At 63.8% G+C, this 16,484-nt stretch carries 16 protein-coding genes and 1 pseudogene; 10 read left to right on the top strand and 7 right to left on the bottom strand.

The features are described from left to right. Positions 1 to 41: 41 nt before the first annotated feature. The 4 genes and pseudogenes from IVB50_RS42860 to IVB50_RS41145 all read right to left on the bottom strand — a co-directional run bounded on the left by IVB50_RS42860 (position 42) and on the right by IVB50_RS41145 (position 4,152). Positions 42 to 1,322 carry a TRAP transporter large permease subunit gene (locus IVB50_RS42860; protein WP_247300328.1) on the bottom strand — a complete coding sequence of 427 codons (1,281 nt, stop codon included), beginning with the start codon at positions 1,320 to 1,322 and terminating at the stop codon, positions 42 to 44. A 219-nt stretch (positions 1,323 to 1,541) separates the two neighbouring features. Further along, a pseudogene (locus tag IVB50_RS42865) lies at positions 1,542 to 2,102 on the bottom strand (TRAP transporter small permease); the annotation flags it as partial. A gap of 67 nt (positions 2,103 to 2,169) precedes the next feature. After that, a complete protein-coding gene (locus tag IVB50_RS41140) occupies positions 2,170 to 3,171 on the bottom strand; it encodes a DctP family TRAP transporter solute-binding subunit (protein WP_018457148.1) in 1,002 nt (333 codons plus the stop codon). A gap of 210 nt (positions 3,172 to 3,381) precedes the next feature. Further along, the gene (locus tag IVB50_RS41145; protein ID WP_018457149.1) at positions 3,382 to 4,152 is read right to left on the bottom strand and encodes a methyltransferase domain-containing protein; all 771 of its coding nucleotides are present in this window, start codon (positions 4,150 to 4,152) and stop codon (positions 3,382 to 3,384) included. 163 nt (positions 4,153 to 4,315) lie between these two features. On the opposite strand from IVB50_RS41145, the gene IVB50_RS41150 reads away from it, so the two are divergent. After that, positions 4,316 to 5,059 carry an SDR family oxidoreductase gene (locus tag IVB50_RS41150; RefSeq protein ID WP_085352088.1) on the top strand — a complete coding sequence of 248 codons (744 nt, stop codon included), beginning with the start codon at positions 4,316 to 4,318 and terminating at the stop codon, positions 5,057 to 5,059. Between the two features lie 110 nt (positions 5,060 to 5,169). Here IVB50_RS41150 and IVB50_RS41155 read toward each other — a convergent pair whose 3' ends face one another. Then, positions 5,170 to 5,523: a UBP-type zinc finger domain-containing protein gene (locus IVB50_RS41155; RefSeq protein ID WP_081747934.1), complete on the bottom strand. Its 354-nt coding sequence runs from the start codon at positions 5,521 to 5,523 to the stop codon at positions 5,170 to 5,172. A gap of 237 nt (positions 5,524 to 5,760) precedes the next feature. Then, positions 5,761 to 6,822, bottom strand: coding sequence for an isocitrate/isopropylmalate family dehydrogenase (locus tag IVB50_RS41160; protein ID WP_247300302.1), 1,062 nt, complete (start codon positions 6,820 to 6,822; stop codon positions 5,761 to 5,763). 169 nt (positions 6,823 to 6,991) lie between these two features. On the opposite strand from IVB50_RS41160, the gene IVB50_RS41165 reads away from it, so the two are divergent. Then, entirely contained in the window at positions 6,992 to 8,380 is a 1,389-nt protein-coding gene (locus tag IVB50_RS41165) for an MFS transporter (RefSeq protein ID WP_018457152.1), read from the top strand. A 4-nt stretch (positions 8,381 to 8,384) separates the two neighbouring features. Here the strand turns inward: IVB50_RS41165 and IVB50_RS41170 are convergent, their stop codons facing one another. Beyond that, positions 8,385 to 10,004, bottom strand: coding sequence for a B12-binding domain-containing radical SAM protein (locus IVB50_RS41170; RefSeq protein WP_018457153.1), 1,620 nt, complete (start codon positions 10,002 to 10,004; stop codon positions 8,385 to 8,387). Positions 10,005 to 10,249: 245 nt separating this feature from the next. On the opposite strand from IVB50_RS41170, the gene IVB50_RS41175 reads away from it, so the two are divergent. The 8 genes from IVB50_RS41175 to IVB50_RS41210 form a co-directional block, all read left to right on the top strand. Further along, the gene (locus IVB50_RS41175) at positions 10,250 to 10,699 is read left to right on the top strand and encodes a (2Fe-2S)-binding protein (protein WP_007594050.1); all 450 of its coding nucleotides are present in this window, start codon (positions 10,250 to 10,252) and stop codon (positions 10,697 to 10,699) included. 11 nt (positions 10,700 to 10,710) lie between these two features. Further along, positions 10,711 to 12,897, top strand: a complete 2,187-nt coding sequence (locus IVB50_RS41180) for a molybdopterin cofactor-binding domain-containing protein (RefSeq protein WP_085352085.1) — start codon at positions 10,711 to 10,713, stop codon at positions 12,895 to 12,897. Positions 12,898 to 12,951: 54 nt separating this feature from the next. Continuing rightward, positions 12,952 to 14,223, top strand: a complete 1,272-nt coding sequence (locus tag IVB50_RS41185; protein WP_247300304.1) for an NAD(P)/FAD-dependent oxidoreductase — start codon at positions 12,952 to 12,954, stop codon at positions 14,221 to 14,223. Next, positions 14,216 to 14,665: a sulfur oxidation c-type cytochrome SoxX gene (gene soxX / locus IVB50_RS41190; protein WP_247300306.1), complete on the top strand. Its 450-nt coding sequence runs from the start codon at positions 14,216 to 14,218 to the stop codon at positions 14,663 to 14,665. The genes IVB50_RS41185 and soxX overlap by 8 nt, the downstream gene beginning before the upstream one ends. An 8-nt stretch (positions 14,666 to 14,673) precedes the next feature. Then, a complete protein-coding gene (locus tag IVB50_RS41195) occupies positions 14,674 to 15,141 on the top strand; it encodes a SoxY-related AACIE arm protein (RefSeq protein ID WP_085352083.1) in 468 nt (155 codons plus the stop codon). After that, positions 15,141 to 15,458, top strand: coding sequence for a thiosulfate oxidation carrier complex protein SoxZ (gene soxZ / locus IVB50_RS41200; RefSeq protein WP_247300309.1), 318 nt, complete (start codon positions 15,141 to 15,143; stop codon positions 15,456 to 15,458). The genes IVB50_RS41195 and soxZ overlap by 1 nt, the downstream gene beginning before the upstream one ends. Further along, complete coding sequence (soxA, locus tag IVB50_RS41205; RefSeq protein ID WP_247300311.1) at positions 15,455 to 16,234, top strand: sulfur oxidation c-type cytochrome SoxA; 780 nt, start codon at positions 15,455 to 15,457, stop codon at positions 16,232 to 16,234. The genes soxZ and soxA overlap by 4 nt, the downstream gene beginning before the upstream one ends. An 85-nt stretch (positions 16,235 to 16,319) precedes the next feature. Then, positions 16,320 to 16,484 (top strand): transposase (locus IVB50_RS41210; RefSeq protein ID WP_247300330.1); only part of this gene is annotated, 165 nt, incomplete at its 3' end.

Genomic DNA, 16,484 nt, shown 5'->3' on the forward strand with positions numbered 1-16,484 from the left:
GCCCCGCGCCCACAGGTGGAGAGAAGCAGCGTGTTCGCGGGCTACATGCCCAACAGCCTCGGCAGCCACAGCGACAGGCCGGGCCAATAGGTCACGACCACCAGGAATCCCAACATCGTCAGCAGCCATGGCCACACCGCGACCGTGAGCTCGGTGATACCCATCTTGGCGATGCCTGAGGCCACGTAGAGATTGAGGCCGACCGGCGGATGGCACAGCCCGACCTCCATGTTGACCGTCATCAGGATGCCGAAATGGATCGGATCGATGCCGAGCTTGATCGCAACCGGAAACAGGATCGGCGCCATGATCAGGATGATCGAGGATGGCTCCATCACGTTGCCGGCTAATAGCAGCAGGAGATTGACGACGAGGAGGAAGCCGATCCAGCCGAAGCCCTGGTCGATCATCCATTGCGCGAGCGCTTGCGGCACGTTCTCGTAAGTCATCAGGAACGAGAACAAGACGGCGTTGGTGATGATGTAGAGCAGCATCGCTGAAAGATTTGCCGACGACAGCAGCACCCGCGGCACGTCTCGCAGCTTCAGATCCTTGTAGATGAACACTGCGACGATGAAGGCGTACACCGCGCTGACGGCGGCAGCTTCGGTCGGTGTGAACAGGCCGCTGTAGATGCCACCGATCACGATCACGATCAGCAGGATACCCCAGATCGACTTGCGGAACGCATCGAAGCGTTCGTAGAGGGTTGCTTTCGGCATCCTCGGATAGTCGTTACGCCAGGCCCGGTAGAACGTCGTGGCGCCAAGCAGCATGGCGAGCACCATTCCCGGCACGATGCCGGCGATGAACAGCTTGCCGACGGAGGTGTTGGTGGAGACGGCAAACAGCACCATTGGAATCGACGGTGGAATGAGAATTCCCAGCGAGCCGGAGGTCGTGATCACGCCCGCCCCGAACTTCTTGGGAAATCCCTGCGCGACCATCGCGGGCAGGATCACCGATCCGATCGCCACCACGGTGGCCGGCGACGAGCCGGAAATCGCGGCGAACAGCGCGCAGGCGACCACGCCCGAGAGCGCAAGGCCTCCGTACCAATGGCCGACCAGCGAAGTCGCGAACGTGATCATCCGGCGCGCCACGCCGCCATGGGTCAGGAAGTTGCCGGCAAGGATGAAGAACGGGATCGCCATGATCTCGAAGCTCTCGATGCCGGTAAACAGCTTCAGCGCCACCGATTCCGTCCGTACGTCGGTCAACGTGAACATGAAGCTGAGCACGGTCAGGCCGAGCGCGATGGAGATCGGCATGCCCGTGAGCATCAACGACAGCAGAAGGCCGAAAACCACGGCGACACGCAGGCCCTGCGGCATCGTGATCACGTGCGCCGAATGGGCGAAGCACACGGCGACGATCAGGACCGGCAACAACATCAGGACCCAGCCGAGCGGGCTGCGTTCGTCGCGGACGACCTGACTGCGCGTGACCGGGGCCGGATGGACCGGGTCTATTTCGACGCCCTCGACGCCTGCCATGTCGTGATGCGGCAGTTCGCCGGTGCGATAGAACGACCAGGCGACCTGCAGGAAGCGGAAGCACATCAGCCCGGAGCCGAGCGGGATGGTGAGATACACCAGCCACATCGGTGCTTCCAAGTCGTTGGATTGCTGGCCGGTCTGCCACATCTGGCCGACGAACGCGGCCCCGAAATAGCACACGATGGCAGTGAAAAGGGCGCCGCACATCAGGCCGAACGTGATGACGCGGCGGCGCGATCCGCCGGGAAGGACATTGACCAGGACGTCGACGCCTACATGGATGCCGGTGCGCACCCCGTAGGCCGCACCGAACTTCGCCATCCAGATGAACATGTAGATGCAGAGTTCCTGCGCCCAGGACAAGTCGAGAGCGGCAAGCCAGACGAACGCCGCTCGCGCGGGCGCGGCCAGCAAGGACAGGTTGCGCGCCTCCGCCCATTTGGCGATGTCGATCGACAGCCCGGCGCCATATCGGTGCAGCACGGCAACGAAGATGAGCAATGTCGCGGCCGCGATCATCGTCGCGATCAGCCATTCCTCGAGATGATCGAGCACACGATTCAATGCACGCAGCAACTTGGTCCCCTCAGCTTGGCTCATCATTCAAGAGCAACGGCCGGGAGTGCGATCACCCCCGACCGTTCATGGTTGTTCTTCCAGCGCGCCGGCGTCAGTTCATCTTGACGTCGAGTTCCTTGGCGAGGAGATCGAGCACCTCCTGCCCGACCCGCCCCTTTGCCCATTTGTAGGTCGGCTGCATCGCCTCCTGCCACGCCTTGCGATCGGCGTCAGTCAGATAATGCAGCGTGGTCTTGCCCGTCTTCTTGATCTCGGCCAGCGCATCCTCGTTTTCCTGACGCGCGATCGAATTGGTGTAGTCGGTCGCCTCGTTCATCGCCTTCTCGAGCTGGGCGCGGATATCGGGCGGCAGGCCGGACCAGAATTTCGAATTGACGATGACGGCATATTGCAGGTGCGCGTGATAGGACACCGTGATGTCCTTCTGCACCTCGTAGAACTTCTGAGTCAGGTAATTGGACGCGGTATTCTCGCAGCCGTCGACCACGCCCGTCTGCAAAGCCTGGTAGACTTCGGAAAACGCCATGATCTGAGGGATCGAACCCATGATACGGAGATATTGGTCGGCGACCTTCGATCCGGAGATGCGGAATTTGAGACCCTGGAAATCGGTCGGCTTTATCAGGGCACGGTTGGCGGAGAGCATGTGGAAGCCGTTGTCCCAATAAGCGAGCCCGGTGATGCCCTTGGTCTCGAGCTTATCGAACAGCCACTTGCCGATCGTGCCCTTCATCGCGTTGGAATAGGTTTGATCGTCCTTGAACAACCAAGGCAGGTCGAGCGCCTCGAACTCCTTGATACCGAGCGGTGCGAACTTCGCGGTCGAGGGGGCGAGCATGTGCACCGAGCCGAGCTGCAGCGCCTCGATCTCCTCCTTGTCCTTGTACAGCGTGGAGTTCGGGTAGATTTCGACCTTGACCTTGCCGTCGGTGTACTTCTCCGCAAGTTCCTTGAACTTCAGGGCGCCCTTGCCCTTGGGAGTATCGTTGGCGACGACGTGGCTGAATTTGATGACGATCGGGCTCTGGGCCTCGGCAACGGCGGGCCCCACGAGAACAGCTGCGGCGGCGACCGCAAGAAGCAGCTTGCGCATGAACGAACCTCCCAACAACCTCTAAAACCGGGTCTTTTTTGTTTTCCGATTTCAGTACTGACAGCAATCCGCCACCCGAACAACTAGACCTAAGCCCAATTTGCCGCAGCCAAGCAACCTTCAAGCTATCTTGGCCGCTGCTGAATGCGCAACCCGGCACCTGCTGCCGCTCCCGGAAACGAGCGCTTATGTCGCATTGCGGCAGTGCGATCAGCCGTTGCGCTGGGCGACCATGAACAGACGCCGGAACGGAAACAGCGTCTGTCCCGCGGCGTTCTTCGGATAGGCTTTCGCGACCCGCATCCCATAGGCGGCTTCGAACGCGGCCTTCTCGTCGCCCTGCAAGATGTCGAGATAGCGCGTCAGCCAGGTCCCCTTGGTCCACTCCTTCACGGGATTCTCGCCTTCCAGCACCTGCAGATATTCGGTCTCCCAGATGTCGATATTGGCCGACATCGGAGCAAGAAGACCGTGATAATAGGCCGGCGCTTCGACCGGCGGCGGCGTGACGAGATGCTCGACCTTGGACCGCCAGGGACCGTTCAGCGCGGTCTCGCCGATCAGCACATGCGAGGGCGCCAGAAAGTTGCGCGGCATCTGCACAGCGAGCATTCCGCCGGGCGTCACCTTCTCCATGATCGACGGAAACAGGGCCGCATGATTGGGCAGCCAGTGCAGCGCGGCATTGGAGTAGACGACGTCATATTGCTTCGTCGGACGCCAGTGGCCGAGATCCTCGTGTGACCATTCCACGTCCGGCGCCGCCTTGCGGCCGGCGGCGACCATCTCGGCCGAACCCTCGACACCGGTCACCGTCGCGTCCGGCCAACGCTCCTTGATCAGCTTGGTGACGTTGCCGGCGCCGGCGCCGAGATCGGCAATCGCACGCGGACCAGAATCCGGGATCCGCATCAAGAGGTCGACGGCGGGCCGGAGCCGGTGGCCGGAGAATTTCAGATATTGCTGCGGATCCCAGACCATCGCTCGGCGCCTTTTCTTTTTCGTGTTCCCTTCAACGCGGCTCTTGGTTACCACTGCTCCTCCCGGTCGGGCAAATCAGGCTGACGGGGACAGGGCAGGAAAACGAACAGAAGAACGAACAGCCCAGCGACAAGCAGAAAAGCGAACAAGAGGGCGTGTCACCATGGATCTCGGGCTCAAATCGAAAACCGCCGTCGTCACCGGAGCGAGCGTCGGCATCGGCCGTGCCATCGCCAAGGGCTTGGCTGCCGAAGGCGTGCGCGTCGTCGGCGTGGCACGGCGCACCGACCTGCTCGCCGAGCTGGTAACGGAAGTCGGCTCCGGTCTGATCACGCCATTCGAGCAGGACGTGATGGCCAAGGACGCGGCCGAGAAGATTTCGGCGTTCGCGCTCAAAGAGCTCGGCCATGTCGACATCCTGATCAACAATGCCGGCGGAAGCCGCCCCCTCCCCGTCGATGCGCCTGACAGCCAATGGGACGAGGCGATCGCGCTGAATTTCACCAGCTACCGCCGCATCGCGCATGCGCTGCTGCCGCAGATGATCGAGCGCAAATGGGGCCGCATCGTCAACATCACCGGCAAGTCCGAGCCGGAAGGCCTCAACGCCGCGTTTGCCGCCAAAGCCGCCGTGCACGCCTGGGCCAAAGGCCTGTCGCGCGAGATCGGCGAGCACGGCATCACCATCAACTGCATCCCGCCCGGCCGCATCATGAGCGAACAGATCCGCCGCAACTACGCGCCTGATTATCGCGAGCGCTTCGCGGAAGAAGAGATCCCGGTCGGCTATTGGGGCGAGCCGGAAGACCTCGCCGCGCTCGCGGTGTTCCTGGCATCACCCGTGGCGCGCTACATCACGGGCACGGTGATCCCGGTGGATGGGGGGTTGCGGAGGTATCAGTTCTAGAACCGATTGGACTTCGTAGGATGGTTAGAGCGCAGCGAAACCCATCGACAGCATACGACGTGAACCTGATGGGTTTCGCAAGTGCTCTACCCATCCTACGGCCTACCGCCTTACTCATGCAGCAGCGTTTGCCAGTCCGGAGGCACCGCGCCGTCCGGTCCGGGCACCGGCTGATCCAACGGATGCGCGTGAGGACCTTGAAGCTTCGGGCCGGCGAAAGCCTCTCCCGTGCGATAGTCGTAAAACCATCGTTCGCCCGGCTCGAAGCTCGTGATGATCGGATGACCTGTCGCCGCGCTGTGTTTCGTTGCGTGCTGATTTGGTGACGCATCACAGCAGCCGATGTGACCGCATTCGACACATCTGCGAAGGTGAAACCACCACCCGCCCGCAGCCGAGCATTCCACGCACCCCGTTCCGCTTGGTTTGGCCGCGAGATTGATGCCACCCCTCTCAGACTTCATAGGTCAGCTCACTGAAATTGCCCGCAGCCACCACCGATGCATTCACGCCGCGATCTCCGCCACGATCGCATTTTGCCAGTGTTTTGCCCGACGGGTCAACGTCATGGCAGCGGCGAATGCCGCCGCTGCGCGGTTCGGAAATCCCTTATTAATCAAGGGGCCTTCTACTGTGCATGGGGTTGTTTTCGCGCTTTTTTGTTTTGAGCCCTTAAAAAAAACAAGGCCCCGCATAACCACTCACCCGGCCTGCAGGATTTCCGCAATCGCCGCCCCCGCGGCGATCGTGCCGAGCTTTCCGCCGACATCGCGCGTTGCCCTGCCCTCGCCGATCGCTTTTGCCACCGCCGCCTCGATCGCACGTGCGGCTTCCTCGTAGCGCACCGCGCCGCTATTCTCGCCGTGCCATCCGAGCAGCAGGGCCGTGGACAGGATCAGCGAGACTGGATTGGCAACATCCTGTCCGGCTATGTCAGGCGCCGAGCCATGCGCGGCCTGCGCCATGGCGAAGCTGTCGCCGACATTGAGCGAGCCGCCGAGACCGAGGCTGCCGGAGAGTTCGGCGGTGAGATCGGACAGGATGTCGCCAAACATGTTGGTGGCGACGATGACGTCGAAGCGGTCGGGGTTGCGCACCACATGCGCCATCATGGCGTCGACGAGGATGTCGTCGACCTCAAGGCCGGGATAGGCCTTCGCCGCCTCGCGGCAGATCTCGAGGAACATGCCGTCACCGAGCTTGAGCACATTGGCCTTGTGCACGATGGTGAGATGCTTGCGCCGCTTCATCGCCAGCCGGCACGCCGCATGCGCGATGCGCTCGCAGCACAGGCGCGTGATCCGGCGCAGCGAGATCACGACGTCCGATGTGACCAGCATCTCGCCGTTGCCCTGCTCCATGTTGCGGTCGGCGTAAAACCCTTCCGTATTTTCGCGCACCACGACGAGGTCGAAATCGCCGACCCGGCCGGACAGCCCCGCATAGGTGCGTGCCGGCCTGACATTGGCGTAGAGGTCGAGGTTCTTGCGAAAATATCGCGACGGGTTGATCTCGCCATGGGCCTCGTCCTTGAAGTCGAAGGTCGCGGTCGGCCCGAGGATCAGGCCGTCGGCGGCGCGGACGATGTCGAGCAGCTCGGGGCGCACCGTCGTGCCAAATTGTTTGAGGCTCGCATGCCCGACCGCGTGCTCCTCCAGCTGCAGATTGAGCTGGAAGCGTTCGGAGGCCGCGCGCAACACGCCTGATGTTGCGGCCGTGATCTCGGGCCCGATGCCGTCACCGGGCAAAACGACGATGTGCATGGCGGTCCCCTGACATTGCAGCAGTTCGCGCGATCATACGCCGGCGCGCAGGTTCATCGCCCAGCCTTCGCGCATACACAGCATGCAAGCATATGCCTGTGGAAGGCGGCCGCGCCGTAGTACATGCCGAGTCCCCTGGAGCCGGCCGCCGGAGCAACGCGCTAACGCAATGACAATCACGTTACCCGCCGGCGCGCGCGAGCCCGACCACACCATTTCCGACGGCCTTCCAGCCGCACAGCGGCGCTGGGCCATTGCCGCGATCTTCACCGCGCTGGCGATGGCGTCGCTCGACACCGCGATCGCCAACATCGCGCTGCCCGCCATTGCCGGCGACCTGCATGTGAGCCCGGAGCAATCGGTCTGGGTGGTCAACGTCTACCAGATCGCGCTGGTGGCGACGTTGCTGCCGTTGGGAGCACTCGGCGAGATCGTCGGGCACCAGCGCATCTATCTCGGCGGCCTGATCCTGTTCACCATCGCCTCGCTGTTCTGCGCGGTGGCCTGGTCGCTGGAGAGCCTGCTGGTTGCGCGCACGCTGCAAGGGTTAGGTGCGAGCGGCATCATGAGCGTCAACACGGCGCTGGTGCGCTTCGTCTATCCCGGCCGGATGCTCGGCCGCGGCTTCGGCCACAACGCGCTGGTGGTCGCGACCGCCTTCACCTTTGGTCCCTCGATCGCTTCCGCTATCCTCGCGCTCGGCCCGTGGCCATGGCTGTTCGCCGTCAACATCCCGTTCGGCCTGGTCGCGATCGGCATCGGCTTTGCGATGCTGCCGAAGACGCCGCGCGCCGATCACGGCTTCGATTTTCTCGGCGCGGCCCTGGCGTCGGCCTGTCTCGGGCTGTTCATCACGGGCATCGGCAGTGCCGCGCACAATCTCTCACCGATGGTCGTGGGCATCGAGCTGGTCACTGCCCTCGCGCTCGGCTTCATCCTGACGCGCCGCCACGCCGACCATCCGGCGCCGATGCTGCCGATCGACCTGTTCAGCCGGCCGATGTTCGCGCTGTCGGCGGCGACCGCGGTGTGCTCGTTCGCAGTGCAGGGCCTCGCCTTCGTCTCGCTGCCGTTCTATTTCGAGGACGTGCTGGGGCGTTCGCAGGTCGAGACCGGCTTCTTCATGACCCCATGGCCGCTGGTGGTCGGCATCATGGCGCCGATCGCCGGGCGCCTCTCCGACCGGCACGCGGTCGGACTGCTCGGCGGCATCGGGCTCGTGCTGCTCGGCCTCGGCACGGCGCTGCTGGCGATGCTGCCTGCCAATCCTGCGATTCCCGACATCATCTGGCGGATGGTGATCTGTGGCATGGGATTCGGCTTCTTCCAGGCGCCGAACATGAAAGCGGTGATGTCGAGCGCGCCGCCACATCGCAGCGGCAGCGCCTCCGGCATCGTCGCCACCGCGCGCCTGACAGGGCAAACGACAGGGGCGGCGCTGGCCGCGCTCTGCTTCTCGCTGGCCGGTCACGACGGCGCAGTCGTGGCATTGGCACTCGGCGCCGGCTTCGCCGTACTCGGCAGCGTGATGAGCTTTTTGCGGCTGGCGGTGGAGTAGACGGTCAAGCCAGATGTCGGGCCGCCGTCACCTCGACTGTCGCGGCCGGAATGACAGTCTCCTCGTCGAGCGCAGCGAGGCGCTCATCGATGGCAGCGATGACCTTGCGCGAGAACGGCCCGAGATGCGCATAGGCAGCGATCATCTGCACGGCGATCCGCGCCGATGTTGTGTCGCGCTTGGCGCAGTTCATGAAGGTCTGCCACAGCGGCCCGCGCGCCTCGGGAAGGGCTGTGACCACCTTGTGCACCGTTTCCATCGCGCCGATCCGGGCACGGATATCGCCTTCCGCGAGCTCCTGGCGCTGGCGAGAGCGGTCGAGCAGCGTCATCAGTCGGTCGATACGCCTTGCATAGGCGGCCGGGCTGTAGATGTGCTCCAGCACGCGCTTGTAGTCCGTCAGAATGTCGCGCAATGGACGCACCGGATCGAAGTTGATCCCGGCGGTGCACTGATCCGCGCCGATGGTCGGCGCCAGGTCGTGGCCCGGATGCAACCGGCCCTCGCGCTCGAGGCGGCGCGTCAGCTGCGTGTTCGGCAAGGCATAGAGCAGGCCGACCATGCTGACCGGGATCGCTGCCTCTTCGATGAAGTCGATCATGGCATCCGCCATCGAGAGCTTCTCATTGTCGAAGCCGACGATGAAACCCGCGGTGACGAGCATGCCCGCGGCGTAGATCTTGTGGATGCTCTCGGCGATGTTGCGCCGCGTGTTCTGCTTCTTCCGCATGGCGACCAGCGTCGCCGGATCCGGACTTTCGATACCGACGAAGATGGCGAAGAAGTTCGCCTGGCCCATCAGGTTCAGGAGCTCGGGATCGTCGGCCAGATTGACCGAGGCCTCAGTTGACAATTCAAAGGGATAGCCGTGAGCACGTTGCCATTCGGCCAGCTGGGGCAGGAACAGCCGCAACGACTTCTTGTTGCCGATGAAATTGTCGTCGACAAAGTCGAGATGGCCGCGGTAGCCCATGGCATAGAGCCTGTCGAGCTCGACCAGCATTTGCTCGTTCGTCTTGGTTCGCGGCACCCGGCCATAGAGCTCGATGATATCGCAGAACTCGCAGGTGAACGGGCAGCCGCGGGAATACTGCACACCGAGATAAAGGTAGTCCTCGAACTTCAGCAGATCGAAGCGCGGCACCGGCGTCTTGGTGACGTCGGCCTGGAATTTCGGCGCAATGAAGACGCCGGAGCGTGCGCCACTGTCCCAGGCCGCGACGAATTCGTGGAGAACGCTTTCGGCCTCTCCGAGCACCTGGAAGTCGGCCCTCTCATAGATATGGGGGCTCGAGGTGGGATCGGGACCGCCCACGACCACCGGCTTGCCCGCGGCACGGCAAATTTCGATCAGGCGCAGCGTGTCGGCCTGCTGCGGCATCATTCCGCCGGTGAAGACGACGTCGGCCCAGGAAAGATCCTCGTCGCTGAAGGATTCCGTGTTGCAATCGATCAGCCGGACCGTCCAGCTCTCGGGCAGCATCGCGGCAACGGTGATCAGCCCCAAAGGGGCCGCGGGCCGCTTCACACCCAACACTTTGCAGGATTCGCCAAAGCTCCAGAAGGACTCTGCCGAGAACAGCGGATAGAGCATCAGGACTTTGCAAGGCTGCGGTACGTTCATGGAACCCCTTTTTGGCTGATTCCACTGTAGCAGAGCATTCTCGACTTGCACCCTGCCAAAAGGGACAAACTGTCGCTCTCGGTTCCGGGGGCGTCGGCGCGGAAGCCAGTAGACCATGCCGCGGGCGCCCGGGGAAGGAATCCCCGCCGGTTACCCCTCGGACTATTGATTTGAACGTTTCCAATTTGCCGGACACATTGCGCCGCTGAGTCCAGTCGGTGGATTGGGCCAATCAGGGGACTGCGATGGCAAACCTAACAATCAACGGAAAAACCTTCACGCTCGACGTCGAGCCGGATACGCCCCTGCTCTGGGCGATCCGCGAGAATGCCGGCCTCACCGGCACCAAATATGGCTGCGGCATTGCACAATGCGGCGCCTGCACCGTTCACATCGACGGCGTCGCCACCCGCTCCTGCGGGGTTTCGGTCGGCGAAGCCGCAGGCAAGAAGATCACGACCATCGAAGGGCTCGCCTCCGGCAACGCGCTGCACAAGGTGCAGGAAGCCTGGATTGCCCAGGACGTTCCGCAATGCGGCTATTGCCAGAGCGGCATGATCATGGCGGTGGCGGCGCTGCTGAGCGAGAAGCCGAAGCCGACCGACGCCGACATCGACGAGGCCATCACCAATATCTGCCGCTGCGGCACCTTCCAGCAGGTGCGCGAAGCGATCCACACGATCGCAAGCGCGTAAGGAGCCGCCACATGAACAAGCATGTCTCTCCCAGGATGAACCGCCGTGCCTTCGTCATCGGCACCGCCGCGGTCGGCGCAGGTCTCGCAATCGGCCTCGATATCCCCTTCGGCGGTCCCGCCGTGGTCCGCGCGGCCGACGGCTCCCCGGAGATCGGCGCCTGGGTCGTGGTCAGGCCCGACGACACCGTCGTCATCCGCATCGCCCGCTCCGAAATGGGCCAGGGCTCCCTCACCGGCCTTGCCCAGCTCGTCGCCGAGGAACTCGAATGCGACTGGTCGAAGGTCTCGACCGAATATCCGACACCGGGCCAGAGCGTCGCCCGCAAGCGCGTCTGGGGCGATTTCTCGACCGGCGGCAGCCGCGGCATCCGCTCTTCGCAAGACTACGTCCGCAAGGGCGGTGCCACTGCACGCGTGATGCTGATCCAGGCCGCCGCCGAGGCGTGGAAAGTGCCGGCGTCCGAATGCACGGCCGCCAACAGCGTCATTACCCACACGCCGTCCGGCAAGACCACGACCTACGGCAAGGTCGCCGAGGCCGCGGCCAAGCTGACGCCGCCGGCCGAGGTCAAGCTGAAGGACCCCAAGGACTGGAAGCTGATCGGCAAGGGCGTGAAGCGGCTGGACACCGCCGAGAAGACCACCGGCACCATGGTCTACGGCATCGACGTCAAGCTGCCGGGCATGCTGAACGCCGCGATCAAGGATTGCCCGGTGTTCGGCGGCAAGCTGAAAAGCTATGACGAAGCCAAGATCACCGGCATGAAAGGAGTCAAGAAGGTCGTCAAGGTCGGCGACACCGCGGTCGCCGTCGTTGCCGACACCTGGTGGCACGCCAAGACCGCACTGGAGGCGCTGCCGATCGTCTGGGACGAGGGCGACAACGCCAAGGTCTCGAGCGAGTCGATCGCGAAATGGCTGACCGAGGGCCTCGACAACGGGCAGCCGGCCTATGTCGGCAACAAGAACGGCGACGCGAAGGCGGCGATTGCCGGTGCCGCCAAGAAAATCGAGGCCGTCTACAGCTATCCCTACCAGAACCACGCCACCATGGAGCCAATGAACGCCACGGCGCTCTACACGGCGGACAAATGCGAGGTCTGGTGCGGCACGCAGAATGGCGAGGCAGCCTTCGCGGCCACGTTGGAAGCGTCGGGCCTGCCGGCGGAGAAGTGCGACGTGCACAAGGTGATGCCGGGCGGCGGCTTCGGCCGGCGCGGCCAGACCGACTATGTCCGCCAGGCCGTCTTGATCGCCAAGGAGATGCCGGGCACGCCGATCAAGCTGTTGTGGTCGCGCGAAGAGGACATGGCGCACGGCAGATATCACCCGATCACCCAGTGCAAGATGACCGGCGCGTTCGATGCCGACAACAATCTGGTCGCGCTGCACTATCGCCTGTCCGGGCAATCGATCCTGTTCTCGCTCCGCCCCGAAGCGCTGCAGAACGGCATGGATCCGGCCGCATTCCAGGGCGTCGCCCAGTCCGGCGAAGCCGCGTTCGGTTACTCCGTGCCGAACCTCCTGGTCGAGCATGCGATGCGCAACCCGCACGTTCCGCCGGGCTTCTGGCGCGGCGTCAACGTCAATCACAACGCGATCTACATGGAATGCTTCATGGACGAGCTGGCCCAGGCCGCAGGCCAGGACCCGCTCGAATTCCGCCGCAAGCTGATGGGCAATCACCCCAAGCATCTGGCGGTGCTCAATGCCGTGGCCGAGAAGATCGGCTGGAGCACTCCGGCGCCACAGGGCATCTATCGCGGCATCGCGCAGGTGATGGGCTATGGCAGCTATGTCGCCGGCGCTGCCGAAATCTCGGTGACCGACGGCAACAAGATCAAGGTGCATCGCATCGTCGCCTCCACCGATCCCGGCTACGTCGTCAATCCGGCCCAGGTGGAGCGGCAGATCGCGGGGTCCTTCGTCTATGGCCTCTCCGCGCTGTTCTACGGCGGCTGCACCGTCAAGGACGGCAAGATCGAGCAGACCAACTTCGACACCTACAATTCGATGCGCATCAACGAGATGCCGAAGGTGGAGTCGGTGATGGTGCCGAGCGGCGGGTTCTGGGGCGGTGTCGGCGAGCCGACCATCGGCGTCGCGGCGCCGGCGGTGCTCAATGCGTACTTCGCGGCGACGGGCAAACGCATCCGTTCGGTGCCGCTGCGCGACCAGAACATCACCTTCGCCTGAGAAACGCCGCGGCGGCCGCAACCGCCGCCGCGGCACACTTTCCGGACAAGACTCATGAATGCGCCGGTGACACGGCGGGATGCCGTCCTCGGGATCGCCGCTGCGGCCACATCATTCGCCGCCCCTACGATCCTGCGCGCGCAATCGGCGGGCCGCGCCGTCGTGGTCGGCGGCGGCTTCGGTGGTGCGGCGTGCGCCCGCGCGCTGAAGCGCGCGCAGGCAAACTTGCAAGTCATCCTGATCGAACCCAGTACCGTCTTCACTTCCTGCCCGTTCAGCAACGAGGTGATCGCGGGTCTGCGCGAGATCGACGTGCAGCAGTTTGGCTATGAGAAGGTCGCCGCCGAAAGCGTCACGGTGATCAGCCAAGCCGTAACCACGATCGAGCCGCAGCTGCGCAGCGTCGTGACGGCCGATGGCGTTGCGCTGCCCTATGATCGTCTCGTCCTCTCTCCCGGCATCGACTTCCATTTCGAGGCTCTGCCCGGCTACGACGACGCCACATCAGAAAAGATGCCGCATGCCTGGAAGGCCGGTGCGCAGACGCTATTGCTGCGTGGGCAGCTGGAGGCCATGCCGGACGGCGGCACTGTCGCCATTGCCATCCCCGCCAATCCCTCGCGCTGTCCGCCGGCGCCTTACGAGCGAGCCAGCCTGATCGCGCATTACCTGAAAACGACGAAGCCGCGCTCAAAGGTCTTGATTCTCGATGCCAAGGACACTTTCTCCCAGCAGCGGCTGTTCGAGAAGGCGTGGAAGGAGCTTTACGGGAACATGATCGAACGCATCGCTCTGTCGCAAGGCGGCCGCGTGACCTCGGTCGATCCTGCGACCAGGACCATCGTCACCGAATTCGGCAATTACACCCCCGACGTCGCCAACGTCATCCCGCCGCAGCGTGCCGGACGCATCGCTGAGGTCGCGGGCGCGGCGGATGCGACCGGCTGGTGCCCGATCGATCCCGTTACCTTCGAATCGAAACTTGTCCCGAACATCCACGTCATCGGCGATGCCTGCCTCGGCGGGGGCATTCCCAAATCGGCATCCGCGGCAAGCGCACAGGGCAAGGCCTGCGCTTCCGCGATCGTGAACCTCCTTGCCGGCCGCGCACCAGAAACGCCGCGACTGACAGGGGTGTGCTACAACATTGTCGCACCCGGCTACGGCTTTTCACTCGCGGGCAATTACCAGCCCAGGGGCGACATCTTCGCCGAGGTCGAGGGCGGAGCGACCAGCCCGGCCGATGCGCCGCGCGAATTGCGCGCCCGCGAGGCGGCTGAAGCCGAGCGCTGGTTTCAAACCATCACGGCGGACACCTTTGGCTAGAGCATTGGTCCATATCGCAGCGCTCATCGCCAGTTGCGCGTTCGCCTGCCATGCGGGAGCCGAGGAGCTCCGGCACTACAACGTCGCCGGCGACGGCATCGCGGAATCGCTCACCGGCGCGCCCGGCGACGCCGCGCGCGGACGCGCGCTGGTGCTGGCGCGCACGACGACCTGCATCCTCTGCCATTCCGGTCCCTTCCCCGAAACCCGGTTCCAGGGCGACCTCGCGCCTGACCTCTCGGGTGCGGGGAACCGCTGGACGGTGAGCCAGTTGCGGCTTCGACTCGTCGATGCGGCGCGCTTCAACCCGGAGACCATCATGCCGTCCTACTATCGCACCGACCACCTCGTGCGGGTCGGGCGAAATTTCGTCGGCAAACCGATATTGTCCGCCGCCGAGATCGAGGACCTCGTGGCTTTTCTCGCAACGCTTCGGGACTAGGACTGTTCATGCCAACCACGCGACGCCAATTCCTGAATCTTGCCGGAAGCGTGACGTTCGCCGGGGCGATCCCGATGGTCACGCTGCGGCCGCTCGAGGCGACACCGGCGATGCTCACTGCCGCGATCCGCAACGTCGTCGGCGAAGCACCTGTCCGCACCGGCAAGGTGAAGCTCGACATTCCGCCGCTGGTCGAGAACGGCAACACGGTGCCGCTGACCGTGCGCGTCGCGAGCCCGATGACGGCGGGCGACTACGTCAAGAGCATCCACGTCTTCAACGAGAAGAACCCGCAGCCGAACATCGGCAATTTCTATCTCGGCCCCTCGTCCGGCCGCGCCCAAATCTCGACCCGGATTCGGCTCGCCGACACCCAGAAGGTGGTGGCGATCGCGCGTCTTTCCGACGACACGTTCTGGCAGGTCACGGCCGAGATCGTGGTGACGCTGGCCGCCTGCACCGAGGAGATGAATTGATGGCCGCGCTCATCAACGTTCCGGCGAAAGCCAGGCGCGGCGAAATCATCGAGATCCGCACGTTGACCTCGCACATCATGGAGACGGGCTTCCGCCATACCGCGGACGGCGCGCTGGTGCCGCGCGACATCATCACGAGTTTCACGTGCCGCTACAACGGCACCGAGATTTTTCGCGCCGATCTCTTTCCGGCGATAGCAGCCAATCCCTATTTGTCGTTTTTCACGGTCGCGAAGCAGAGCGGTAAGTTCGAGTTCGAGTGGATCGGCGACAACGGCTATTCGTCCAGCGCATCGGCGTCGATCACGGTCGAATGAGTTTTTGGCGCGCGATATCGGCCGCGGCGCTCCTCGCCACGGTCCCTGCCCTGCTCGCCGGCGAGATTCCGCCGGACGCGCGCCGCTCCGGCTATTCGTTCATGGGGCCTGACACGCGCGCGATGCAGGATGACGACACCTCAAATCCCGGCATGCTGTTCGTGCTCGACGGCGAGGCGTTATGGACGAAGAGGACCGGCAGCGCCGACAAGGCCTGCGTGGATTGCCATGGCGATGCACGCGGCAGCATGAAAGGCGTCGCGGCGCGCTATCCGGCCTTCGACAAGGCGCTGGCGCGCCCCGTCACGCTCGACCAGCGCATCAATCTGTGCCGCAGCAATCATCAGCAGGCGAGGCCGCTCCCCTACGAGAGCAGCGATTTGCTGGCCCTGTCCGCCTTCGTCGCGCACCAATCGCGCGGCACCGCGATCACCGCGGGCGACGATCCGCAACTGAAGCCATTCGTCGAACAGGGCCGCGCCCTCTTCATGCAGCGCGAAGGCCAGCTCAATCTTGCCTGCACCAATTGCCACGACGACAATTTCAACAAGCGGCTTGCCGGCGCGCCGGTCACGCAGGGACAGCCGACCGGCTATCCGCTTTATCGCCTAGAATGGCAGACGCTGGGATCGCTGGAGCGGCGGCTACGCAGTTGCATGACGGGTGTCCGCGCCCAGGCCTATGATTTCGGCGCGCCCGAGTTGGTCGCGCTCGAACTCTATCTGATGTCGCGAGCGCATGGCTTGCCGATGGAAACGCCGGCCGTGCGGCCCTGAATTCCGCAGATTAGGACTAGGGTCTGTACCTAATTAGCGAGTTCTGATTCCCTTGTGCCAAGTTGATTCGGCACGGGGGACTTCGATGCGCAAAGGACTGTTCTGGCTCAACGACAAGCAGTGGGCTCAGATAGAGCCGCATCTGCCAACGAACCAGACCGGCCCGGCGCGCCAAGACGATCGACGCATTATCAGCGGTATCATTCACATGCTCCAGTGCGGCGCACGCTGGCGCGATTGCCCGTCCGAC

The sequence above is a fragment of the Bradyrhizobium sp. 87 genome, from assembly GCF_023073015.1.
Classification (GTDB): Bacteria; Pseudomonadota; Alphaproteobacteria; order Rhizobiales; family Xanthobacteraceae; genus Bradyrhizobium; species Bradyrhizobium canariense_D.